Source organism: Mycobacterium sp. IDUB_9, from assembly GCF_055419505.1.
Genome location: NZ_JBVAXU010000001.1, coordinates 733810 through 758859 on the forward strand (window position 1 = coordinate 733810; position 25050 = coordinate 758859).

Genomic DNA, 25050 nt, shown 5'->3' on the forward strand with positions numbered 1-25050 from the left:
GGGCGTGGCAAAACGGCCGATACGGGTATTCCCCGATGATGAACAGCGCAGCACAGTTCGTGCCCGAAACACGGGAGCTGTCCGAACTCGCAGAGGCAGCGCAGCAGTGCGAGGGGTGCCCGCTGTATCGACACGCCACGCAAGCGGTTTTCGGGTCCGGTCAACCGTCAGCCCGGGTGATGTTGGTGGGTGAGCAACCGGGTGACCAGGAGGACCGGGAGGGAACACCCTTCGTCGGTCCGGCCGGCCGCATCTTGGACAAAGCCTTGGCCGCGGCCGAGATCGACCGCGACGACCTGTACCTCACCAACGCCGTGAAGCACTTCAAGTTCACCACCAACGAGCGCGGCAAACGTCGTATCCACAAGACTCCCAGCCGAACCGAGGTGGAGGCATGTCGGCCATGGATTCTCGCTGAATTGGACACGATCTCCCCGGACGTGGTCGTCTTACTCGGAGCAACCGCAGCCAAATCGCTGCTCGGCAACGACTTTCGGGTGTCACGCCACCGCGGGGAGATCCTCCACGCCACAGGCCTGGAGCCGTGCGGGGACCCGGCGCTGATCGCGACGATTCACCCGTCGGCAGTGTTGCGTGGACCGTCGGAGACCCGAGACGAAGCCTTCGACGGACTGGTCGCCGACCTTCGCACCGCTTATGCGACGACGCGAACCGTGCGCAGCGAAGGATCGGCCGGGTCCGGCACATTCATGCCTGCCACCAGTCCGGTACGCAGGTAATCCAAGACGGCCTCATTGATCCGTTCCCCGGGAACCACCGCCGGGATGCCGGGCGGATAGGGAGTGATCTGTTCAGCGGAGATCCGGCCCACCACCTCCTCCACCGGAATATCCGCGACGGGGCCGAAAAACGCATCCCGCGGCGTCATCACGCTGTCCAGTTCCAACTCCTCGGGCGCGGGCAGTTCGACCCGCGGCGGCGGGTCGAAGTCGTGAGCGGCCTTGCGCCACAGCTTGAGCGCTTCGACCAGCCGGCCTGCGGTATCTGAACCGTCGGCCAGCGACATCGTGGCCAGCACCCGGCGATGGTCGGTCATGCCCAGATCGAGTTGGCAGTACTCCCGCAGCCAGTCCGCAGCCTGATATCCCGAGGTGCCCGTCGCCGAGACGTCGATCAGCACCTGCAGGCGATCCAGATCGTGCGAGGCCTGCTTACCCAACAACTCCTGGTCAAGGACCTCGATGTCGTCGATCTCCTCGATCTCGCGCCGCGTCGCGTCAGCCAAATCCAGTGCTGCGCCCATCAACTCGTGACCATGTTCGACCATCTGCCGACGCCATCCGTCAATTGCGCTGTACACCAGCACATTCGGACTCGTCGTCATCAGCAGGTCCGCACATGCCGACAGCCGGTTCTGGTCCACGAGGTCGCCCTGCAGGTGAAAAACCGAGCCCTGCTCGAACCCGGCACCCATCTTGTGGACGCTGACCACGCACACGTCCGCGCCCGCATTCATCGCCCACGTGGGCAGATCCTCGTGGAAGGGCAGATGCGCGCCCCACGCCTCATCGACGATCAGCGGCTTCCCCCGACGATGACAGACCTCGGCGATTCCCTCGATATCGGCGCAGGTGCCGTACGGGCTGGGGCTGACGATCAGCGCAGCGGCTGCATCCGGGTGACGCTGCCAGGCCTGCTCCACCTGTTGCGGCGACGGGGGGTGAGACAGGTGCCGTTCGGCGTCCCACTGCGGGGTGATCCAGCGCGGCACCAACCCCGAGAAGATCAGCCCGGCGACCACCGACTTGTGGCTGTCCCGGCTCAGCAGCAGGCTGCCGTCGCACCCGGCCACCGCCATCATCGCGGCTTTGACCGACAGCGAACTTCCGCACGTGGAGAACCAGGCCACCCGTGCTCCCACCGCCTCGGCCATCAAGTCCTCCGCCCGTTTGAGATAGCCGTTGCTCATCCGCCGGTCATCGAGGCCGCCGCTGGCCAGCACATCGCTGAAGAACGGCTCCCGCCCCAGTACCTGCAGCACTCGGTGATCGACACCGCGGCCCTGACGATGCCCCGGCGGAGAAAACCCGTACCGGTTGGAGTTGTGGTACTCGTGCAATGCGTCAAGTAACGGCGCCGTGGCCTGATTGCCCGTCATGGCGGGTGAGTACCCACATCAACCCAACCCCCACACACGCGGCTGTCATCACGCCGAATGCCGTCGGGAACGAGAACGAAGTGGCCAGCGCACCGACGACCAGAGACCCCAGGCCGGTCCCCGTATCGAATCCGACGTTCCAAGCCACACTGACCGCGCCGCGGGCGTGCTCACCGGTGGCGGCGAACGCTTGCACCAGGGTGAGGTTCTGCAACGCCCCGTAAGCGATGCCGAGCAGCACACTGCCGAGAATCACGACGACTGCACCGCTGATCGAGCCGAGGGTGATGCCGGTCGCGATCACCGCCAGACCGACCGCGCCCACTCCCAGCATCGGAGCGATGAACCTGGCCGGGCCATGACGATCGGCAACGCCCCCGATCCACCACCGGGCAAGTGCGGCCGTCCCCGTCATGCCGAGCAGCGCCGCAAATGCGGTTACCGCGCCACCCAGTTGCGGGGCAAAGGTCAGGATCCCGCCGCCCGCGGCGGTGATCACCACAAGGGCGGCAATCGGGCCGACGAGCCCACCGATACCGCGGAGTCGATCGGGATGCTCCGCGGGAGTCAAAACCGGTGCTGGGCGGGCAAATGCCAGCGGTAGCCCCAGTAGCGGGGCGGCAGCGAGCACGAATACCAGCTGATAGCCGATATTTTCGGCCAGCCATGGCGCCAGTGGGATGAGCACGAACTGCGGTGCCGCAATGGCCAGCCCGTACGCGCCGATCGCCCGGCCGCGACGCTTCTGCGGGATGAGTGCGGCGATACCACCGACTCCGCAGACCGTCAGGATGCCGAAGCCCAGTCCACGCAACGCCGCGAGGACCAACACCTGCCACAGGGACGAAGTAAACGCGTGCAGCAGTGCCGGTGCCCCCAGCAGGACCAGCCCGAGCGACAGCGTGAGCGCCCATCCGGCTCGCCGCAACACCCGCCCGACCAGCAGTTGCGCGATGACCGTACACAGCATGAGCACGCTGTTGACGACGCCGGCACCCAGGTTGTCGGCGCCGATGCGCACCGCCCACATCGGGGCAACCGGTAGCAGCAGGGAAAACCCGGCGAATCCCACTGCGGCACAGGCCAGCAACGCGGGCATGCCTGATACCCGCCACACGCTGTCCCGGCTCACCGCTGGAACACCACCGCACCGGCGATGATGGTGGTGGCCACCAGATCGGCGTCGAGCGCATCCACCACCCGCTGCGGAGAGCCCGTCAGCAGGCAGAGGTCGCCAGGCTCAGCGGGGGCGACGCGCCGAGGCCGGGCCGGATTCCCCGCGCCGCCCAGAAACAGCGTCAACGCGCGGCGGCCCGAGATCCGCTCGACCGGGTTCAGGACCACACCGCGCGGCGTGCGGCGATGTACCGCGGCGCGCATGGTCGCCCAGGGGTCGGGATTCCCGAACGGCGCATCGGTGGACAGTGCCACCGGCACCCCGGCGGACAGCAGAGTGGCCAGCCGCCACAGCTGATGTTGTTCGGCGCCAGGCACATCCGTGCGGTACTGGTCCCCCCGCTCCGCGACGAAGTTGGGTTGGGTCACCACCGTGATCCCGAGGGCGACGAGCTCGTCGACGAGGTCCCCGGGCACCATCGCGGCATGCTCGATCCGGTCAGCGGGATGGCTGCCCGCGGCGCGCAGTGCGGCGATGGTGACGACGAGCTGGGCCGAGGTCACGCAATGCACCGCCACCGGTGCGCCGGCCCGATGGCGCTCGGATATCCAGGCGGACAGTGCGTCCAGGTCAAGGCTGTCGTCGTGCAGGATCCGCTTGCCCGGGGCCAGGTAGTGCACACGCTGCAGCAGGCCCGCGGGGCGGTCGGCCGGTTGCAGGTCAGGCGTGGCATCGGTGACGCCGGTGACACCAAAGCCGGCCAACCTGGCGCTGAACTCCTCAATCTGGGCGGGACGCCGCTGCAACGCATCTGACCACGTCCGGTCCGCGCTACGCAGCCGCCCGTCGGGGTGATCGCCCAACCCCAGGGCCGCGAGGCCGGGCGAGTTCACCGTCCACATCACCCCGCTGCGATGCTGCACCCGCACCGGTGTTCCGGGCATCAACCGGTCCAGTACGTGGCGGTCCAACGGGCCCGCCACCGCATCGTGATAGCCGACCGCCCGGATCCAACCGTCGCCGCCCACCACCGCGGCGGTCAACGCCCGTGCCAGTCCTGCCTCATCGCCCACCTCGGCGGGGCCGACCCGGATCGACTCCCCCTCGGCCGCCGCCGAGTGCACGTGGAGATGGTGATCGTGCAGCCCGGGAATCACGGTGTGAGATGCCGCGTCGAGCACCTCTTCGCCAGGCTCGGGCGACAACGACTCGGCGACCTGCCCGATGGTATCGCCGACCCGGATGTCGACCACTGTCCCGTCGAGCAGCGTCGCGTGACGAATCAGCATGGGCCCGCGGTCCGTTCCGCCACCAACCGGTGCACTGACTCGTTATCGGCACCGAGTTGCGGTCCGGGCGGCCCGACGGCAGGACGCGCCGGCGTCACCTCGTGGCCGTCGCCCTCCAGCGAGCTGTACGCGGCAGCCACAGCCGCCATCGAGAATTCGATCAGCTCACCGCCTCCGCGTTCCCGCGATGCCGCCACCGCAGCGGCGGCGTGCAGCCCCGTGAGCGGGTCGGCAATGGCGTCACCGCTGAATACCGGTGCGCCACCGTGGTATTCGACCAGCCCGCCGGATACCGCGGCATCGTCGCCGAATGCCACCCGGTCAGCGTTCTCCCCGACGGTGCCGTGCCCGGTGATGCGCAACCAGATCCGCCCGGGCCTGGGAGCAGGAGTATCGGGCCCCAGCCCACGCCGCGCCAGTGCAGCCGGCCGCGAAGCCTCGATCACCACATCAGCTGCCCGGATCAGCGCGGTCAGATCGCGGATGTCATCGAAATCAGTGGCGTACGAAAGCTTTCCGCCGTTCATCCAGTCGAAGAATTCCGGTGGCCCGGAACGGGTCCCGTCCGGGCGGCTCCAGCTCTCGACCTTGACCACGGTGGCCCCGGCCCGGGCGAGCAGTTGTCCACACAACGGCCCGGCCCACATCGACGACAGATCGGCCACCAACATACCGGCGAACGGTGCGGCACCGGGCGGCCCGATCGGGCGCACCACCGGCGGCGCGGGCGGAGTTTCACCGAGCACACCCGCCGGCAGCCCGAGCAGGCGCGCGCGTTCGGCCACCTCCGCAGAGCCGGATTCGGCAACCCACCTCCCGATCGCCGGCCATGGGTCGGCGCCTACCGAATCGTCCTGCAGCAGTGCGGGGATCATGGCGATGTCATCGGGGCGCGAGAGGGTCAGCGCACACCATCCGTCGCGGGTGGCCAGCAGGCGCGTGGCCCCGCCCGCCGAGATCTGCCCTCGCGGCGCGATGTCCAACAGTGCGGCGCGGCCGGTGAGCAGTTCAGTGGCGTCGACCGTCACCCCGGTGTCGGCGGTGAAGCCGTCGGCGACCGCCTGGGCCTGCCTCAGCACGGCCCTCGGGATCACCAACTGCGCCATCAGAACTGCAACGCGCTGAACCGCCAGTCCAGCACCTGGCGGTCGGGATCGTCGGGTCCGCCGGCCGCGTACACCAGCGAGCGCAACCTCAGCACCCCGGCGTCGGCCGACTCGACGTGCAGCTCGCTGAACAGGGTGTCACCCTCGTGTACAGGACCGGTGTGGTCACAGGACTCCCAACCCAGGACGGTGACCAGGTTCGGTAGCAACCGGTTCGCTTGGGCCAGGGCCAGGCCGATGGTGTGTCCGCCGTACACCAGGCGCCGGCCACCGGCGCGCCAATCATGATGGGTGGCAGCGATGTTCAGCGTCAGCCGAGCGAGTTCGGGTGCACTGCTGACTACATCGGCGGTGCTGTGCAGCACCACGCCCGCCAGGCCTGGATTAAAATGCGGCCCCGGCACCCGGGCGCGGAACACGTCGGCGTCCCAGCCGGCGGTGGGGTTCGGGGCTGTCGCATCGGCCCCGATCATCGACAGATCGTCGGCATGACCGGTGTCGATGTCGTCCCTGGACAGTGGGAGCATCGCGCAGCGGTAGAAGTCGAGCACCTTGCGATCTTTCTGGTCGACCGTAGTCATCCGCAGGGCGGCCAGGCCAGTGGCCGCTCGCCCGGGCTTCATCGAATTCTGTTTGAGACCAACCACTTCGGTGCGGGTGTACAGGCTATCCCCGATCACCGGGCAGCGGTGGAACGCCAGGCCGCGGTAAAACAAGTTCGCCTTGACCCGTTGCGTCACCAGCGTGCTCTGGCCGATCGCCACATCGCACACCAGCGCCGGATGCGCCAGCGGGCCCGGCTGCCCCGTCACCGCGGCAGCCAGCTCGGCATCGAGCGCCAACCGCAGCCGGTCGCCGAGGATCGCCTGATGGGTTGTGGCCGCGCCGGCAGTCAACGTCATCGACGGCGCAGTGTCGAATACCTGGCCAACCGCCAGGTCATCGAAGTAGGGACCACCCATCACCCCTGGCACTATGCCACCTCGTCGACCAGGCCCCACGCCAGTGCCGTCGCCGCGTCCACGGTGTCCCCGGAGAGCACCAGGTAGGCGGTGCGCCACCGGCCGATGCGTCGGGTGATGCTCACCGTGCCGCCCGCCCCGGGTATCAACCCGAGGGCCAGTTCCGGCAGGCCGATCGTGGCATCGGGATGGCAGCTGACCCAACCGCAGAACGACGCCATCTCCAGGCCACTGCCCAGCACCTGGCCGTGCACCTCGGCGCGGCAGCGTCGCCCCAGCCTCGCCGTCAGTTCGTCGAGCACCAGCGCCGGACTGTGCCGGGTGCGGGCCAGGTGGGCGCTCGCCGGGTCGGCGAATGAACCGAATTCGGCCAGATCGCCGCCGCTGCAGAAAGATCGGCCGTTGCCGCCGAGTACCACCTCGTCGACCGACGGATCCAGGCGCGCCACCTCGAGGGCCTCGAGCAGCGCGCCGCGGGCGTCGGTGGAGAACGCGTTGTGCCGCTGGGTCCGGTTGAACCTGACGTGCAGCGTGTTCCCGTCACGGTGGGCCTGCACCGGTTCGGGTAGCTGCGGCACGACGGCCGGCCCGCGCTCTGCCAGCCAGCGGGCGAATTCGGATCCCGATTGCAGCGTCGAATACGCCAGCGATTCGGTGACCAACCCGGCTCGGGTCGGCCCGGCCGGGTCCAGTGAACGCAGCACGTCGTCACACACCGCCGCGGCCTGCGGCCATGTCCGGCAGCGCTCGGTGAGTTGATCCACGGCCTGCTGCACAGAGTTCACGGTGACCGCCCGCCGGTCCTCGCAGGGCCGTTCGGTCAGCGTGAACGTCGCGTCATCCGTCGGGGTGTCGACCCCGACGCGGATACCTGCGGGCAGTTCCAGGACGGTCACGAGTACTTGTTTATCAGCTCCTGCTTGTACAGCTTGCCGGTGTCGGTGCGGGGCAGCTCAACCTCGAACGAGATTGTCCGCGGGCACTTGTAATGCGTCAGGCGTTCACGCAGCCAGCTCAGCAGCTCCTCGGCGAATTCCGGGGTGGCATCCGCCGGGTCAACGGTCTGCACCACGCCCTTGACGCTCTGGCCCATCTCGTCGTCGGGGATGCCGAACACCGCGGCGTCCATCACCTTCGGGTGTACGACGAGCGTGTTCTCGGCTTCCTGCGGATAGATGTTCACCCCGCCCGAGATGATCATGTGGTGGCGCCGGTCGGTCAGGTACAGGTAGCCGTCCTCGTCGACATACCCGATGTCTCCCACCGTCTTCCAGCCGTGTGAGTCACGCGAGGATGCGGTCTTCTCGGCGTCGTTGAGGTATTCGAAATCGGCGCCACCCTCGAAGAAGATCTCACCGGCCTGGCCGGGCGGCACTTCCTTGCCGTCCTCGTCGAGGATGTGCACCAGGCCGTTCATCGGTTTGCCCACCGAACCCGGATGTGTCAGCCAGTCTTCGGCGAAGATCACCGTCGCGCCGATGGCCTCGGAGGACGCGTAGTACTCGTCGACGATCGGCCCCCACCAGTCCATCATCTGCTTCTTGATCTCGACCGGACACGGTGCCGCCGCATGCATCACGCGGCGCAGGCTCGACAGATCGTACGAATTACGCACGTCCTCAGGCAGTTTCAGCATTCGGGTGAACATCACCGGCACGAACTGGCCTTGGGTGACCTTGTGCTTCTGTATCGCGTCCAGGCAGCCTTCGGCATCGAACTTCTCCAGCACCACGGTGGTGATGCCGGCGGCCTGAATCTGCATGGACCACACCGACGGTGCCGTGTGGTACAGCGGGGCCGGGCTCAGATACACCGAATCGGGCTGCATCCAGAACCCGACGAGCGCCGACATCATGCCGGGGGTTTCCGACGGCGGCACATGCGGCAGGGCGCGCTTGATGCCCTTGGGCCGGCCCGTCGTACCCGACGAGTACTGCAACAGATCGCCGTCCAACTCATCGTCGATCGGGGTCTCGGGCTGATCGGCGACGGCCTCCGGGTAACGCTTCCAGCCGTCCAATTCACCGGAGGCGCTTGTCGCCGACGATTCGGCTCCGTCGGCAATCAGCAGGGTGCCCGGCAAGCCGTTGGGCAGTTCCTTTTCCAGGCCGCCCAGGATGTCCTTGAGCACAGCGGAGCCGGCGATGGCCTTGGCCCCGCTGTTGTCGATGATGTACGCGGCCTCGGCGGCGGTCAGATGCGTATTGATCGGCACGTAGTACAACCCGCTGCGGCGCGCCGCCCACATCACGGCGTGGATGTGCTCGTTGTTCTCCATGAGAATCGCGACCACGTCGCCCTCTTGCAGTCCCTGCCGCCGGAAGTAGTGCGCCAACCGATTCGCGCGGGCTTCGAGTTCACCGAACGTGACGACGGTGCCCGACGGGTGGAGGATGATCGCCGGCTTCTCGGGGTTGGCCTCGGCATGCTCGCGGATCTGCATGAGGGCACTGTAACCGGCGCCACTTGACAGGTGTCAAGTAGGGCGCGGTTACACCCGCTGGGCAGGCCATGAACAGGTCTTTGACTCCAGAAGCACCGACAGCGCCCACACCGCTAATCGCGGCCCCGACCGCTTGCGTCGGACCTACGATGTCAGAACGCCCAGCGGATCCAGCGTGGGGAGCGCCGATGCGATTCACCGAAGCGCGCTGAGAACGGCGTCGACATGCCAGCAGGCATCGCCACCTTTCTGTTCACCGACATCGAAGGTTCCACCCGACGGTGGGAATCTGACGCTGACGGCATGCGAGCCGCCCTGGCGGTGCATGACGAGGTGCTGCGCCGCGCGATAGCCGAGCAGGCCGGCCAACTTTTCAAGCACACCGGCGACGGCGTCTGCGCGGCGTTCGCCTCGCCGTCCGCCGCCGTCGAAGCGGCGGTGAGCGCACAGCGGGAGCTGGGGCTGCCGGTACGGATGGGCCTGGCCACCGGGGAAGCCGAACACCGCGACGACGACTATTTCGGCGCCGTCCTCAACCGGGCGTCCCGAATCATGGCGTCCGGGCACGGCGGACAGATCCTGCTCGACGCGGTGACGGCGGGCCTGTTAAGCGGCGTCGACCTGATTTCGTTGGGGTCGAGACGGTTACGCGACATCGCCAAACCCGTTGACCTCTACCAGGTCCACGCCGCGGGCCTGCGCACCGAGTTCCCGCCGCTGAACACCACCACTTCCGGACCGGGGAATCTGCGGGCTCCGACCAGGAGCCTCATCGGACGCGAGGCTGATCTGACCGAGTTGGACACGGTCCTGAAATCACATCGCCTGGTGACGTTAACCGGTGTCGGCGGGGTCGGAAAGACCCGGCTGGCACTGGAGGTCGCCTCCCGCTCGCTCGACGCATTTCCGGACGGTGCGTTCGTGATCGAACTGGCCGCGGTCGGTGATCCGACCGCGGTCCCGGACTCGGTCGCGGCCGTTCTCGGAATCACCCAGCAAGCCGGGTTGACCGTTACCGAGAGCATTGCCTCGGCCCTCCAAGGACGCTCCCGCATCCTGGTTTTCGACAACTGCGAACACGTCCTGAACGCGGCCGCCGATCTGATCGAGTCGATCCTCGCCCAGTCGTCGGCAGTCACGGTCCTTGCCACCAGCCGCGAAGGACTGAGACTCAAAGACGAGCAGCTGTGGCCGGTGGCATCGCTGGACACCCGCGACGGCCCGGGTGCCGCGGCCGCGGCACTGTTCATCGATCGAGCTCAGGCGGTCTCTCCCCGTGCGTCATTCACCTCGCCGGTCGAATCCGCCGCGGTAGTGGAAATCTGCCGTCGCCTGGACGGAATTCCACTGGCGATCGAACTCGCGGCGTCCCGCATGGTGTCGATGACGGCTTCCGAGATCCGCGATCGGCTGGACGACCGTTTCCGGCTGCTCGTGGGCTCACGTCGAGGGCTGGAACGGCACCAGACGCTGAGCCACGCCGTGCAATGGTCCTACGACCTGCTCGACAACGATGAAAAGTCCGTGTTGACAAGGCTTTCGGTGTTCAACGGCGGGTTCAACCTGGCTGCGGCGTGCGCCATCGCCGGCTCCGACGACGAACTGGGGACGCTGGATCTGCTCGACGCCCTCGTCCGGAAGTCGCTCCTGGTGGCAGACCCCACAACATCGCACACTCGCTTCTCGATGCTGGAGACCATCCGTCAATTCGCGGAGGAGCAGCTCGTCGACTCGGGCGACTCGGAAGCGGTACGCACAGCACACGCACACTACTTCGCGGGCCTGCAGTCCGAAGTGCTCGCGTTGTGGGACAGCCCGAGGCAACGCGAAGCCTACGAATGGTTCTCAACCGAGTTGCCCAACCTGCGGACAGCGTTTCGATGGGCCGCCGACAACGGCGATCTCGACGCGGCCGCCTCAGTCGCGGTGAATGCGATCTACTTCGGATATTTCCTCGAGCAGTGGGAACCCCTGGCCTGGGTCGAGGAGATCCTCCCGACGGCCCAAACAGCACACCATCCGAGACTGGCTCAACTCTTCGTGGGCGCCACCAACTGTGCTGCGTTGGGACGCTTCGACGACTTCAACCAGTACGCCGAAGCCAGCCGGGCGGCGATCGGCAGCGGAGAATTCGACGATGTCGGCGACGAGTTCTCGTGCGTGGTCGCCGCCGGATACAACACGACGGGCCGGCCCGACCGGGCAATCGAGTGGTGCCGGGCAACGATCGCTCGCCTACCCCAGCGCCACACCGCCAACCAGACCGTCCTGGCGGTGACATTGGCTGTCTGCGGAGCCACGGCGGAAGCGATGAACGAGTCGGCGCGGCTGCCCACCGACGCCGAGAGCCTCGCCAACCCCGCCCTGGCCGGTGCCGCGCTGCTCGGGTACGGCTGGGCCCGCCGGGAGACTGAGCCCGCAGTTGCCTACCAGGCCCTCCGCCGAGGGTGGCACCTCGCCCAGGAAAGCGGCGATCGACAGCAGACATCGATCTTCGCCTGCCTGCTGGCCGGGCTCGCCGCCGACCGCGGCCAGCTGACTGATGCCTTCGACTACATCATCCAAGCCATCCGGCACTACTACGACTCCGGCACCGTCGAACTGATGCGCAACGCACTGGGACTGCTCACCGCACTGCTCGACCGGCTCGGCGGACACCAACCGGCAGCCACCATCAGCGGCTTCGCCTCGACCGCGATGGCGCGCGCGGGCTTCCCCGAGATCGACGCCGCCATCGCGGATCTGAAAGAAGTTCTCGGTGAAGACCGCTACCGGTCACTTGCGTCGGCCGGCGCAAGTATGACCGCCACCGAGGTTGCCGACTACGCATTCGAACAGATCGGCCGGGCACGGTCCGAATTGGGCACCGCGGGGTAACCCCCAAGTCAGTCCGCGCCGATCCCACGCAGCAGCATCATCAGACCAGTGCTGGCGTCGTCGAGGGGCTGCAGCGACCTGGCGCTGCGGCACTGGATGATGGCACCTTCCAGTGAGCTGACGATGAAGCTGCCGAGTGAGGCTGCGGTGGCGGCGTCAACACCCTTGGATCCGATCGACTCCGCAATCACCCTGGACCAGTCAGCAAACACCGCTGCCGACGCTTCCCGCAGCACGAGTGCGTCCGGCCCAGCCTGGGCGGCCGCCATGATGGGACATCCCGCGGCGAAAGAGCTGTCGACGAGATTCTGCTTCCATCCGGCGACAAAGGCGCCGATGACGTCCGCAGCGGGCAGAGCCTGTGTCAATTGCTGGATCTGCGAGGTGATGATTCGCCCGGCCTCCAACGTCGCCTGCTCCATCAGTTCAGTTTTCCCGGTGGGAAAGTGCTGGTAGATCGACCCTCGAGCGGTGTTGCTGCGTTCAAGCAGATCGCTCAACCCCGTCGCGTGCACGCCGTACTCACGCATCAGCTCAATGGCGCTCCGAATGAGACGCTCGCGCGGGCCCGCCACTGCCGCCACCCTTCCCATCATCGAAATAGACCAGTTAGTCCATCCTAGTCGACCATCCATAGACCAATTGGTCTACGATGCCCGAATGCACAATCTGGCAGCCTTCGGCAAACTCAGCAGAGCTTGCGCGAAGCATGCGTGGTTGATTCTCGGGCTGTGGCTGGCACTGGCCGGCATTCTCAACCTGGCCATCCCTCAGCTGGAACGCACGGTGGCCGAGCACTCCGCGCCGTTCACTCCGGAAAGCCCGACCACCGAGACCCTTCGACAGATGTCGCGCGACTTCGGCGTCCCGGATACCACCGCGGTCGGCGGCATCGTCGTGTCCAGCGACCGAATCCTCAATGGGGCCGACACTGCGTACTACCGCGACGTGGTGTCGCGATTGGTGGCAGACAAGGACGACGTCGCCTATGTGCTCGACACGTACGGCACCCCGGGACTCGAGGAAATCGGCCTGAGCCCAGACGGAAAAGCCATCCACCTGATCGTCGCCACCACCGGCGACGTCGGCTCCACCCGTGCGCATCGGTCCACCGAGAACGTCCGCGCCGCGGTCGACGCGATACCGCGCCCAGCCGGACTCGACGTCCATTTCACCGGGGCCGCTCCGACCCTGTCGGATCTGTTCTCCGCCATCGATACCTCGCTGGCCATCATCACCGTGGTCTCGGTGGTGCTGATCACGCTGCTGCTGCTCGCGGTCTACCGGTCGCTGATCACTTCGATGATTCCGCTTCTCACCGTGGGCATTTCGCTCGCAGTCGCACGACCAGTCATATCGTTGCTGGGTGGTCATGACCTGCTGACCGTCTCGAACTTCACCATCGCCCTGGTCACCGCGATGGTGCTGGGTGCGGGGACCGACTACGGCATCTTCCTGCTGGCCAACTATCACGAGGGCAGACGCCGCGGGCTGGCTGTCGACGATGCGGTTGCCCGGTCAGGTGCGCACACCGCGGGTATCGTCATCGCCTCCGCCCTGACCATCGCCGGCGCCGGAATGGCCATGGTATTCACCAAGATCGGGATGTTCCGCACCGCAGGACCTCCGATCGCGCTGTCGATCGCGATAACCATGGCAGTCAGCCTGACGCTGCCCCCTGCGATCATGGCGCTCTGGGGGCGGCGCGGATACGCCGAACCCCGTCCGCTCGACGAACGGCGCTGGCGCAAGCGCGGCGCGGCCATCATCCGTCGCGCACCCGCGCTCGTCGCAGCATCTTTGGCGTTTCTCATCGCCATGAGTTCGGTGCTGTTCACCTTCGAACCCAACATCGACGAGAACGCGATGCAGCTGCGCGCCACCGACAGCAAGCGCGGCTACGAGGCGGTCTACCGGCACTGGGGCGTGAACGAAGCGGCACCGGAGTTCGTCACCATCCGGGCCGACCACGATATGCGCAACACCAACGATCTGGCCGCGCTGGACCTGATCGCGATGTCGATCGGCAACCTTCCCCAGGTTGCCTACGTCCGGTCGATCACGCGGCCCGAGGGAAAACCCCTGCCCGAGACCGCCATCGGCTCGCAGACCGCCCAAGTCGGCGCAGGTCTGGCCGACGCCCACGACCGGGTCGAAGAGGCCATCCCGCAGCTGAAGCGTCTCGCCTCCGGCGTGACCCAACTTCACGACGGCTCAGCTGATGCGGCTGCCAGGCTCCCCGAACTCACCGACGGCGCCCGGTCTCTCGTCGACTTGGCGCGCAATCTGCTCGGCACGCTGGAATCCGCCGATCGGGTGGTGGGTAGGCTCTCCGGCGGGTCACTGGACCTTGTGAGTGCGGTGCGCAGCATCTCCAACGCCACCGATTCCCTGGACCAGGTGGTCGACGAAATCGATTCCGCCCGAGAGCGATTGGCAGCTCCTACTGCCGCATTACACGCCGTGTTCGATCCACTCACCGGGCCAGAGCCGTCGGCCGCCTGCGCGGCGGACAGCTCGTGCCTCCGCGCCAGGCAGGCCTTCGCCGACCTCAACGCGGCCACCGGCGGGCGGGCGCAGCTGGCGATCGACGGATTGACGCTCGCCGCGCCGCTGGTGCCCGAAGGACCCGTGACCACGGCGTTGGACACGCTGCCCGACCTACGCACGGCCATCAAGAAGCTGCGGGCCATGCTCGACCAACTCGGCACCCGCACCCCTGAACAGACGCGTCAGGAACTGAGTCGGCTGCTCTCCGGAATCAATGAACTCACAACCGGTCTGGGCCGTCTCACCTCGGGCTTGGGCCAGGTCAAGACGGGTACCGACACCATGGTCACGCTGACCACCGAACTGAGTGCGGGGCTCTCGCGCGCCTCGGACTTCCTGCACCGAATGTCCGCTGACACCAGCACCGGCGCAGGGCGGGGCTTCTATCTGCCCGAAGAGGGCCGCACGGACCGCCGCCTCACCGCCGGCGAGCAATTGCTGATCTCTCCCGACGGGCGCAGCGCGCGCATGATGGTGGTCTGGGCGGTGAACCCGTACGGCGCAGAGGCGATGGGTGCGGTACCCGACGTCATCGCCGCGGCGAACAATGCCGCGACGGGTACCGTGCTGGAGCACGCCCAGATCGAATCAACCGGCCTGGCCTCGCTGTCCAAACGTCATGTCGACCAAACCTGGCGTGATTTCGCACTTTTCGGTGTCGTCGCGGTGGCGGCAGTGCTCCTGGTACTGATCGTGATGCTGCGTAGCCTGGTGGCCCCGATCCTGATGATCGCCGCGGTGGTGCTGTCCTTCGGCGCGGCGGCGGGAATGTCGACGTTGATCTGGCAACACCTGATCGGTATCAGCCTGGACTGGTCGGTGTTCCCGGTGTCGTTCATGGCCTTGGTCGCAGTCGGCGCCGACTACAGCATGCTGTTCGCCGCCCGCATCCGCGAGGAATCCCACAGCGGGGTGATCAGTGGCATCATCCGCGGATTCGGCAGTACTGGCAGCGTGATCACCACTGCCGGAGTGGTTTTCGCGATCACCATGTTCGCGTTGACCAGTGGGACGGTGCTGAATCTGGTGCAGATCGGATCCACGATCGGCATCGGGCTGCTGTTGGACATCACGGTCGTGCGGACCTACCTGGTTCCCGCTGCGATGAGCCTGCTGGGCGAACGCATGTGGTGGCCGTCGCGCGAGATGGCGCGCACGTAAGGGGTTGCCCTCCAACGCAAACGCGCACCCTCGTGAGTCACGAGGGTGCGCGTAATGCTGACGCGTTGCGGCGTGTCTACCAACAGACACGCACGCTCGCGGTGCTCAGGACTTTTCGGACAGGCGGTGCTTGAGGGCCTCGAACTCGTCCTTGATGCCGGTGGGCAGCTTCTCGCCGACGAACTCGAACCACTCCTCGATCATCGGGAGCTCTGCCTTCCACTCCTCGGCGTTGACGGCCAGGGCCTCGTCCACGTCGGCGGGATCCACGTCGAGCCCGGACAGATCCAGGTCGGCCGCTGTCGGCACGATGCCGATCGGGGTGCTCTTGCCGTCGGCCTTGTGCTCGATGCGCTCGATGGCCCACTTCAGCACGCGGCTGTTCTCACCGAAGCCCGGCCACAGGAAGCGGCCGTCGTCGCCGCGGCGGAACCAGTTGACGAAGAACACCGCGGGCAGCTTCGACTCGTCGGCGTTCTTGCCGATGTCGATCCAGTGCTGGAAGTAGTCACCGACGTTGTAACCCAGGAACGGCAGCATGGCCATCGGGTCACGGCGGACGGTACCGACCTTGCCCTCGGCGGCGGCGGTCTGCTCGGAGCCGAGGGTGGCGCCGATGAAGACGCCGTGCTGCCAGTCGCGGGCCTGGGTCACCAGCGGAACTGTGGTCTTGCGACGACCGCCGAACAGGATCGCCGAAATCGGCACGCCCTGCGGGTCATCCCACTCCGGCGCCAGCGTCGGGCACTGGGCGATCGGCGTGCAGTAGCGCGAATTCGGGTGCGCCGCCTTGGTTTCCGCCTCCCGGAGGTTCCAGTCCTGACCCTTCCAATCGATCAGATGGTCGGGCTCGCCCTCCAGGCCTTCCCACCACACGTCGTTGTCGTCGGTCTTGGCGACGTTGGTGAAGACGGTGTTGCCCGCGGCAATGGTCTTCATCGCGTTCGGGTTGGAGTCCCAGTTGGTGCCGGGTGCGACACCGAAGAAGCCGAACTCGGGGTTGACGGCGTAGAGGCGCCCGTCCTTGCCGAACCGCATCCAGGCGATGTCGTCACCGACGGTCTCGGCGCGCCAGCCCGGGATGGTGGGCTGCAGCATCGCGAGGTTGGTCTTGCCGCAGGCCGACGGGAATGCCGCTGCGACGAAGTAGGACTTGTTCTCCGGGGAGATCAGCTTGACGATCAGCATGTGCTCGGCGAGCCAGCCCTCGTCGTGGGCCATCGCCGAGGCGATACGCAGCGAGTAGCACTTCTTGCCCAGCAGCGCGTTGCCGCCATAACCCGAGCCGTAGCTCATGATCTCGCGGGTCTCCGGGAAATGGGTGATGTACTTGGTGTCGTTGCACGGCCAGGGCACATCCTCCTGGCCGGGCTCTAAGGGTGCGCCGATCGAGTGCAGCGCCTTGACGAAGAAGCCGTCATCGCCCATCTTCTCGAGCGCGGCCCGACCCATCCGGGTCATGGTGCGCATCGAAACCACGACGTACTCGGAATCGGTGATCTCCACACCGAGCTTGGGGTCCTCGGCGTCCAGCGGGCCCATGCAGAACGGCACCACGTACATGGTGCGGCCACGCATCGAGCCGCGGTACAGGTCGGTCAAGATCCCGCGCATCTTGGCGGGCTCCATCCAGTTGTTGGTGGGGCCGGCGTCGATCTCCCGCTCGGAGCAGATGAAGGTGCGCGATTCCACGCGGGCGACATCCGAGGGATCGGAGAGCGCCAGGTAGGAGTTCGGCTGCTTCTCGTCGTTCAGCTTCTGGAAGGTGCCCGCCTCGACCAGGTGGGCGGCAAGCCGGTCATATTCCTCGGCGGACCCGTCGGCGAAAACCACCCGGTCGGGCTGAGTCAGCTCTGCGACCTCCTGGACCCAGGCCAGCAGTCCCTGATGTTTCGTCGGTGCGGTGTCCAGACCCGGAATGGTCGCTGAGGTCATCAAATTCTCCTGCGTAGGTTTGTGTAACCCAACCCGCGTTCGACGCGATCACGGCTACCCCTTGGGTAGAGGTTAACGCGGGTCACATACCCACTGTGAACCAGTGGTATGTCCGATCACTCACAGGAACGATTCAGATGGACGTTATCGGAAGGTTACTCACCAGTAGCATCGCCGTTGCCGTACAAATCGGCCCGTACCGCCGTCAGCGCGCGCTGTAAGGGCGGGATCCGACGGTCCCGCTGAGCCGCTGCGCGCGCGGTGGCGATGGCATGTTCACGCAGTTCGGCGTCCATCGCGGCGGTCTTCTCAGCTGCTGCGGCGGTCTCGGTTTCCTCTCGGGCAGCCAGTTCGGTGGTGAGTACGGTCTCGGCGGCGAGCACCCGCGTAGCGACGAGTTCTTCAACCGCCGAACGCAGGGTCGTGGTGATCTCACCGACCCAACGGTCCAGTACGGCCCGGTCGTGCAGCAGCCCGCGGGTGCCGACCACCCAGACCGCCAGCAGCAGACCCACCACTGCGCCGACCGCGAGCCCGGCCACGGCCAGTCGCGGCGCCGCACCGACCAGCAGCCGGCTGACCGCCACCGCGACACCCAGTCCGAAGCCCGCGCCCAGAACCAGCATCAGGCGGGTCTCGGGCGTGCGGGATTTGAGGGGCGGCGACGGCAGGTCGGGTACGGCCGCCGCCGGCTGAGCCGGCAATCCGGCCGCCGCCGGCTGAGCCGGCAATCCGGCCGCCGCCGGCTGAGCCGGCAATCCGGCCGCCGCCGGGGCCGACGCCGTGGGGGCAGGCAGCTCGAGCTCTGCCGCGACCCCGCGCAGGTGCGCGGTCACGCCCTCGTCGACCTCGCCGACCACCTCGCCGGCGCGCTGACGCGCATACTCCTCGAACGTCGCAATCCGGCGACGACTGATCCCGGCGACGTCCTCCTGCAGTTCGGTGCGCACCGAGTTACACCGGTTGCGGGCGAAGTAGCCGAGTTGAACCCGGGCCTGCTGCATTTGACTGCGCAACCCGATGCTGCGCTCGGTACGGGTCAGCCTGCGCGCCCTGGCCACCTCGGCGCGACGCTCCCGCAACACATCCACCCGTGCCTGGCGGTCAGCCCCGGATCCGTCGGCCTCATACCTGCCGATCACCGCTTCCAGGCGAGTTTCCCAGGCGCGCAGCCTGTTCCGGCGCGCGGTGTCGGAGTCAGCCAACCGGCCGGCCAACAGTTCGACGAGCTTGTCGAGCTGCGGCTCACCCAGATCGGGTGCGGCCGACACCCCCACCCAGGGCATGCGCTCGTAGCGCTCGTCGCGCGCGCTCAGGATCTCCGCATCGGCGTCGCGCACGTCGCGCCAGTCGCGGTACGCATCGATCTTGGACACCACCCCGACGACCAGATCGGTGTATCGCGAAGCCAAATCGACCAGGGCACAATCAGATTCGGTAATCGGGGCGGCCGCCGAAACCACGAAAACCACGGCCGCCGGCGCCTCACCGGCCACCAGTTCGGTGGATTCGACGAACGTGGTCCGGGGCATCAGCTCCCGCAACGCCGCCATGACACTCGTTGACCCCGCCAACCACGGACCGGCCACCAGCACCGCATCACGGGTGTCCACGCCCGGCGAGTTCAGGCCGGGATCGATCGCCGCAACCACGGCGTCAGCCGCCGCCACCGCATCCGCCACGACCTCATCCCGGGCCGTATCCACGTCGGTCATCGCCCCTTACCCGCCGCACCCAACAGTCTCAATGACCCTCGCACAATGTCGTCGCCACAACTGCGATGCAAGGTGTTCACCGGACCGTCACGGTAGCGCCGCCAGTGGCGGGCCCGGCACAGATGGGCGTCACGGTCGGCGGTGGGATCCACCGTCACCCCGTCGGCCTGCACCACCTCGACGGCCGCGGCCATCACCGCGATCACCGTCTCGTCGGCGGCCAGAAAGCGTCCCACCGCCGGGCCGCCGACCGCACGCAGCTCGGCCAGCGCCCATCGCACCCGTCGATAGCGGACCGATGCGGCCGCGGTATCGATGGCCGCCACCACCTGGTCGACCTCACTGAGCCGGCGCAACAGCCCGGACAAGCTCTCAGCGGCCGCGCCCCGGCTCAACGCCAGCGTCGTGTGCGCGATCCCGAACCGGTCGAGACGTCGCAGCAGCTCGGCGCGCACGACGCGTTCCACCTGGTGCGGACCCGTCACAAAGGCGTCCGGCGACGTCAGGGCGGCGGGTTCAGCGGCCAACAACCGGAGCGCATCGACCAGACGCTGCGGCAGAACCGCCCGAGTCAACAGCGCGACCATCGGCACCACCGGCACTCCGGCCAGCTTCTGCAGGCGGCCGGCCCGGTGATGGGCGGTCGCGACCGGACCTCCGGGCCCGGACCCGGCCAGATCCGCCTTGTTGAGGACGACAATCGCCGGCCGGCCCGCCCGGGTCAGCCCGTCGAGCACAGCCTCATCCTCGGGTTTGAGCACCTCGGCGATCACGAGCACGGCTACGTCGCCGGTGTCCGCGAGCTCGTAGCCCGCACCGGCCAGGGCGGAGGCCACGGTGCGCACGCCCACGCCGCGACGCCCGCGCACATCGACCCTGATCGGAGCCGAAACCCGCGCACAGATCTCCGCCAACCGCGCATCACCGTCACGGTCGGCAAAGCATGTGAGCTCGTCTGCGAAAATCTGGCGGCCTTCCCTGCGTGGTGACGGGCGCAACCCGTTGCCTCACGAAAAATCGTGACACGGCCCGGACGGACTCGCGAACGGATGTTTAAGGCCTGGCAGCTGGAGGCAACTGTTGGGTATCAATCTCTACCACGATGCGGGCACACCGCCCCCGATAAGAGACCATGGACGGATGCACCCGTCCGCATCCGATGTCGGTGGGCCGGCGCCGGCAGATGAGGCGGCCGACGTGCCGTCCGCCCAGCCGCACCGTTTTCCCCGGGTGACCAGCTTCCGCACCCGGCGGTCGACGCTGTCGCCCGCCCAGCAACAAACCTGGGACCGGCTGTGGCCCGAGATCGGCATGCAGGCCCGGGACGAGGATTCGACACCGGTCGTCGACCTCGACACCGCGGCCTGGTTCGGCCGCTCGGCCCCGCTGATCCTGGAGATCGGCTCCGGCACCGGGACCTCCACGCTGGCGATGGCCCAGGCCGAGCCGGATCTGGACGTGATCGCGGTCGAGGTCTACCGAAAAGGCCTGGCCCAACTGCTCAGCGCGATCGACCGCTCCGCCCAGACCTCGTCACCCGTCACTAATATCCGCCTGGTTCGCGGCGATGGCGTCGACGTACTCGAGCACATGTTCGGCAGCGGGACGCTGACCGGCGTGCGGGTGTACTTCCCGGATCCCTGGCCCAAGGCCCGCCATCACAAGCGCCGCCTGCTGCAGCCGGCCACGGTGGCGCTGATCGCCGACCGGTTGCGTCCCGGCGGAATTCTGCACGCGGCGACCGACCACGCCGGATATGCCGAGCACATCGCCGAGGTCGGAGACGCCGAGCCGCGGCTGCGCCGGGTCGAGACAGGGACGCCGGGGGCCCCTCCCGCTCGCGGGGGACTGCCGATCTCGATCGAGCGTCCGGTCACCAAATACGAACGCAAGGCCCTGGCCGGCCCCGACGTCACCGAGTTGGTGTGGGAGAAACTGCCATGAGTGTGACCGAAGACATGCAGGACGACACAGCGCAGGTAGAGGCCCGATCCAGCGCCGGCGCCGACGTACCGGCCGGCACGCCCCCACGGCGGGTACTGCTGGTGTGGGACGCGCCGAACCTCGACATGGGGCTGGGCGCGATCCTGGGTGGCCGCCCCACCGCGGCGCACCGTCCCCGCTTCGACGCGTTGGGCCGCTGGCTGCTCGGGTACGCCGCGGACCTGTCCGCCGAATTCGGCGACTCCGAGGATGTGTCACTGGAGCCCGAGGCCACCGTCTTCACCAACATCGCCCCAGGTAGCGCCGATGTAGTGCGCCCATGGGTGGAAGCGTTGCGTAACGTGGGTTTCGCCGTCTTCGCGAAGCCGAAGATCGACGACGACAGCGATGTCGACAGCGACATGCTCGATCACATCGCCCTGCGTCGCAGCGAAGGACTGGCAGCGGTTCTGGTTGCCTCAGCCGACGGACAGGCGTTCCGGCAACCACTGGAAGAAATAGCCCGTGAGGGCACCCCGGTGCAGGTGCTCGGATTTCGCGAACATGCGAGCTGGGCGTTAGCGTCGGATACCTTGGAGTTTGTCGATCTGGAGGATATTCCCGGTGTGTTCCGGGAACCGTTGCCACGGATCGGCCTGGACTCGCTGCCCGAGCAGGGAGCATGGCTACAGCCGTTCCGGCCGCTGTCATCGCTACTGACCGCGCGTGTGTAACAACTGAAGACCTTCGTCAGTCCAATCGCGGGTCACCACAAGTTTTAGAAAGCGTTAGGAGCCTAAGTGTTCGCCTGGTGGGGTCGAACGGTGTACCAGTTCAGGTACATCGTCATCGGTGTCATGGTGACGCTGTGCCTAGGTGGCGGCCTCTATGGCGCCAGTCTCGGAGAGCACGTCACCCAGAGTGGTTTCTACGACGAGGGCAGCCAGTCGGTCCAGGCCTCGCTGTTGGGCGACGAGGTCTACGGCCGTGATCGAACCAGCCATGTCGTCGCCATCCTGACGCCGCCGGATGACAAGAAGGTCACCGACAAGGCGTGGCAGAAGAAGGTCAGCGGGGAGCTCGATCAGGTGGTCAAGGATCACCCGGATCAGGTAGTCGGTTGGGTGGGTTGGCTCAAGGCCCCTGACACCACCGACGAACTCGTCAACCAGATGAAGACGCAGGACCTGAAGCACACCTTCATCAGCGTGCCGCTCAAGGGCGACGACGACGACACGATTCTGAAGAGTTACCAAGCCATCGAGCCTGACCTGAGGAAGGTCAACGACGGCGATATCAAACTGGCCGGGCTGAACCCGCTGGCCAGCGAGTTGACCGGCACGATCGGCACCGATCAGAAACGCGCCGAGCTGGCGATCGTGCCGCTGGTGGCGGTGGTGCTGTTCTTCGTGTTCGGCGGAGCTGTCGCCGCGGCTCTGCCCGCAATCATCGGTGGCCTGACCATCGCCGGTGCTCTGGGCATCCTGAGGCTCACCGCCGAGTTCGGGCCCGTGCACTTCTTCGCCCAGCCGGTGGTGACGATGATGGGCTTCGGCATCGCCATCGACTACGGCCTGTTCATCGTCAGCCGGTTCCGAGAAGAGCTGGCCGAGGGGTATGACGTAGAGGCTGCGGTCCGAAGATCGGTGATGACGTCGGGACGAACCGTCGCGTTCTCCTCCGTGATCATCGTGGCGTCTTCGTTGCCCCTGCTGCTGATCCCGCTCGGCTTCCTGAAATCGATCACCTACGCCATCATCGCCTCGGTGCTGCTGGCGGCATTCCTGTCGATCACGGTTTTGCCGGCCGTTCTGGCCATCCTGGGGCCCAGAGTCGACGCACTGGGTGTGACGACATTGCTGAAGGTGCCCTTCCTGGCCAACTGGCCGTTCTCCCGGAAGATCATCGACTGGTTCGCCGAGAAGACGCAGAAGACGAAAACCCGCGAAGAGGTCGAACGGGGATTCTGGGGCAAGCTGGTCAACGTCGTGATGAAGCGGCCGATCGCCTTCGCCACGCCGATCCTGGTCGTCATGACCCTGCTCGTCATCCCGCTCGGCCAGCTCGCGCTCGGCGGTATGAGCGAGAAGTACCTGCCGCCGGACAACTCGGTGCGCATGGCCCAGGAGGAGTTCGACAAACTCTTCTCCGGCTTCCGTACCGAACCGCTGACCATGGTGATCCAGAGCGACGACGACAAACCGGTCACCGACCAGCAGCTCGCCGAATTGCGGTCCAAGGCCGCGGCGCTGTCTGGATTCACCGGCACCGACGACCCGTCGAAGATGTGGCAGGAACGTAACGCCCAGGAAAGCGGGTCCAAGGATCCGTCGGTTCGCAGCATCCAGAACGGTCTGGTGAACAGCAGCGACGCACCGGCGAAGATCAACGAGCTGCGGGCCATTCCCGCTCCGCACGGCACCCACGTCTATGTGGGTGGCACGCCGGCTCTGGCGCAGGACAGTATTCAGAGCCTGTTCGACAACTTGCCACTGCTGGCGGTGATCCTGGTTCTCACCACGACCGTGCTGATGTTCCTGGCATTCGGATCGATAGTGCTGCCGATCAAGGCCGCACTCATGAGCGCGCTCACACTCGGGTCCACGATGGGCATCTTGACCTGGATGTTCGTCGAAGGTGGTCACGGTTCCGGGCTGCTCAACTACACCCCGCAGCCTCTGATGGCACCGATGATCGGTTTGATCATCGCGGTGATCTGGGGTCTGTCCACCGACTACGAGGTCTTCCTGGTATCCCGCATGGTGGAGGCCCGGGAACGCGGCATGTCCACTGCGGAGGCCATTCGCATCGGCACCGCGACCACCGGCCGCCTGATCACGGGCGCGGCCCTGGTTCTGGCCGTGGTGGTCGGTGCGTTCGCCTTCTCCGACCTGGTGATGATGAAGTACCTGGCTTTCGGTCTGCTCATCGCCCTGCTGCTGGACGCCACGGTGATCCGGATGTTCCTGGTACCGGCCATCATGAAGTTGCTCGGCGATGACTGCTGGTGGGCTCCGCACTGGATGAAGCGCATCCAACAGAAGCTGGGCCTCGGTGAGACCGAACTGCCCGACGAGCGCAAACGCCCGATGCCGCAGGACTCCGGCGAGGACCCACGCGCCCTGGCCGGAGTCGGCGCCCTGCCGGCACCTCGGCCACACGATCCGACCCATCCCGCGGCCGAGCCCATGCGCCCGCAGATGCCTCGGACCAACGCGCCCTCGGCGGCAGGCACGGCGCGGATCGCCCCGCCTCACACACCGGCACAGCAGCAGCCGCCGGTTACCAACCAAGAGCCGCCCACCACCCGGTTCGCCATGGCCCGTAACGCCGTACGCAACGCGGTGAACACGGCGGTCAACACCGTCAACACCGCCACCGGCAACACCAACGCGAGCACGGAGCGCACCCCGCAGCCGACCGCGCGGCCCGGCGTCGGCCCGGCGGGACCCCCGCAGCGTGAAGATCGTGAGATCGAGTCGTGGCTCGGTGCATTGCGCGGCGGCCCGGCCAAGGGCGGCCCGTCCAACGGCACTCCGCCACCGCCTCCCCCTGTGCCGCCGGCGCCGGCGCCGGCGCCGGCGCCTCGACCCTCGGCCGACGCCACCCGCGCGATGCCGCAACAGCAGCAACGGCCACCGTCCGGTGGTGGGGAAAGTGCACCGACGACGGCATTCAACGCGCAGCGTCCGGGACCAGGACCGGGTCCCGGTCCGAATCCGCCGCCACGTCAACGTGATCAGGATCCGTCGACCCAGAAGTTCAACCCCCGTGACGACGAACCCCCGCGTCGCGGTGGCGGGATGAGTGCGCAGGATCTGCTGCGCCGCGAGGGACGGCTGTAGGAGCCCGG

Annotated in this window: 17 protein-coding genes; 6 read left to right on the forward strand and 11 right to left on the reverse strand. The window is 67.0% G+C overall.

Annotated elements, in window-relative coordinates:
* Window positions 1–38 precede the first annotated feature (38 nt).
* Window positions 39–740, forward strand: a complete 702-nt coding sequence (locus ACZY08_RS03595; RefSeq protein ID WP_463743216.1) for a UdgX family uracil-DNA binding protein — start codon at window positions 39–41, stop codon at window positions 738–740.
* Here ACZY08_RS03595 and ACZY08_RS03600 read toward each other — a convergent pair.
* From ACZY08_RS03600 to fadD4, 7 genes are read right to left on the reverse strand one after another with little or no spacing between them, the layout of a single operon-like run.
* Window positions 656–2119 (reverse strand): aminotransferase class I/II-fold pyridoxal phosphate-dependent enzyme, encoded by a 1464-nt coding sequence (locus ACZY08_RS03600; RefSeq protein WP_463743217.1) that lies wholly within the window; start codon window positions 2117–2119, stop codon window positions 656–658. The genes ACZY08_RS03595 and ACZY08_RS03600 overlap by 85 nt on opposite strands.
* Window positions 2085–3251 carry an MFS transporter gene (locus ACZY08_RS03605; protein WP_463743218.1) on the reverse strand — a complete coding sequence of 389 codons (1167 nt, stop codon included), beginning with the start codon at window positions 3249–3251 and terminating at the stop codon, window positions 2085–2087. The genes ACZY08_RS03600 and ACZY08_RS03605 overlap by 35 nt, the downstream gene beginning before the upstream one ends.
* Window positions 3248–4525: an amidohydrolase family protein gene (locus ACZY08_RS03610; protein ID WP_463743219.1), complete on the reverse strand. Its 1278-nt coding sequence runs from the start codon at window positions 4523–4525 to the stop codon at window positions 3248–3250. Before ACZY08_RS03610 ends, ACZY08_RS03605 begins: the two co-directional genes overlap by 4 nt.
* Complete coding sequence (locus tag ACZY08_RS03615; protein WP_463743220.1) at window positions 4519–5631, reverse strand: CoA transferase; 1113 nt, start codon at window positions 5629–5631, stop codon at window positions 4519–4521. The genes ACZY08_RS03610 and ACZY08_RS03615 overlap by 7 nt, the downstream gene beginning before the upstream one ends.
* Window positions 5631–6593 (reverse strand): hotdog family protein, encoded by a 963-nt coding sequence (locus ACZY08_RS03620; protein ID WP_463744134.1) that lies wholly within the window; start codon window positions 6591–6593, stop codon window positions 5631–5633. The genes ACZY08_RS03615 and ACZY08_RS03620 overlap by 1 nt, the downstream gene beginning before the upstream one ends.
* 11 nt (window positions 6594–6604) lie before the next feature.
* On the reverse strand, window positions 6605–7480 hold the full coding sequence (locus ACZY08_RS03625) for an enoyl-CoA hydratase/isomerase family protein (protein WP_463744135.1): 876 nt from the start codon (window positions 7478–7480) through the stop codon (window positions 6605–6607).
* 5 nt (window positions 7481–7485) lie between these two features.
* A complete protein-coding gene (fadD4, locus tag ACZY08_RS03630) occupies window positions 7486–9036 on the reverse strand; it encodes a fatty-acid--CoA ligase FadD4 (protein ID WP_463743221.1) in 1551 nt (516 codons plus the stop codon).
* A 225-nt stretch (window positions 9037–9261) separates the two neighbouring features.
* Here fadD4 and ACZY08_RS03635 point away from each other — a divergent pair, with 225 nt between their 5' ends.
* Window positions 9262–11913, forward strand: a complete 2652-nt coding sequence (locus ACZY08_RS03635) for an ATP-binding protein (RefSeq protein WP_463743222.1) — start codon at window positions 9262–9264, stop codon at window positions 11911–11913.
* An 8-nt stretch (window positions 11914–11921) separates the two neighbouring features.
* Here the strand turns inward: ACZY08_RS03635 and ACZY08_RS03640 are convergent, their stop codons facing one another.
* Window positions 11922–12488, reverse strand: a complete 567-nt coding sequence (locus tag ACZY08_RS03640; RefSeq protein WP_463743223.1) for a TetR/AcrR family transcriptional regulator — start codon at window positions 12486–12488, stop codon at window positions 11922–11924.
* An 85-nt stretch (window positions 12489–12573) separates the two neighbouring features.
* Here ACZY08_RS03640 and ACZY08_RS03645 point away from each other — a divergent pair, with 85 nt between their 5' ends.
* Window positions 12574–15624, forward strand: coding sequence for an MMPL family transporter (locus ACZY08_RS03645; RefSeq protein WP_463743224.1), 3051 nt, complete (start codon window positions 12574–12576; stop codon window positions 15622–15624).
* A 105-nt stretch (window positions 15625–15729) separates the two neighbouring features.
* On the opposite strand, the gene ACZY08_RS03650 is transcribed toward ACZY08_RS03645, so the two are convergent.
* The 3 genes from ACZY08_RS03650 to ACZY08_RS03660 all read right to left on the reverse strand — a co-directional run bounded on the left by ACZY08_RS03650 (window position 15730) and on the right by ACZY08_RS03660 (window position 20188).
* Window positions 15730–17559 carry a phosphoenolpyruvate carboxykinase (GTP) gene (locus tag ACZY08_RS03650; protein WP_463743225.1) on the reverse strand — a complete coding sequence of 610 codons (1830 nt, stop codon included), beginning with the start codon at window positions 17557–17559 and terminating at the stop codon, window positions 15730–15732.
* Window positions 17560–17714: 155 nt separating this feature from the next.
* A complete protein-coding gene (locus ACZY08_RS03655) occupies window positions 17715–19274 on the reverse strand; it encodes a hypothetical protein (protein ID WP_463743226.1) in 1560 nt (519 codons plus the stop codon).
* Window positions 19271–20188 carry a P-loop NTPase family protein gene (locus tag ACZY08_RS03660; RefSeq protein ID WP_463743227.1) on the reverse strand — a complete coding sequence of 306 codons (918 nt, stop codon included), beginning with the start codon at window positions 20186–20188 and terminating at the stop codon, window positions 19271–19273. The genes ACZY08_RS03655 and ACZY08_RS03660 overlap by 4 nt, the downstream gene beginning before the upstream one ends.
* 208 nt (window positions 20189–20396) lie before the next feature.
* Between ACZY08_RS03660 and trmB the strand changes: the two genes are divergently transcribed.
* The 3 genes from trmB to mmpL3 all read left to right on the forward strand — a co-directional run bounded on the left by trmB (window position 20397) and on the right by mmpL3 (window position 25042).
* Complete coding sequence (trmB, locus tag ACZY08_RS03665; RefSeq protein ID WP_463744136.1) at window positions 20397–21218, forward strand: tRNA (guanosine(46)-N7)-methyltransferase TrmB; 822 nt, start codon at window positions 20397–20399, stop codon at window positions 21216–21218.
* Window positions 21215–21931, forward strand: a complete 717-nt coding sequence (locus ACZY08_RS03670) for an NYN domain-containing protein (protein WP_463743228.1) — start codon at window positions 21215–21217, stop codon at window positions 21929–21931. Before trmB ends, ACZY08_RS03670 begins: the two co-directional genes overlap by 4 nt.
* A gap of 66 nt (window positions 21932–21997) precedes the next feature.
* The gene (mmpL3, locus tag ACZY08_RS03675; RefSeq protein WP_463743229.1) at window positions 21998–25042 is read left to right on the forward strand and encodes a trehalose monomycolate exporter MmpL3; all 3045 of its coding nucleotides are present in this window, start codon (window positions 21998–22000) and stop codon (window positions 25040–25042) included.
* The last annotated feature ends 8 nt before the right edge of the window (window positions 25043–25050 follow it).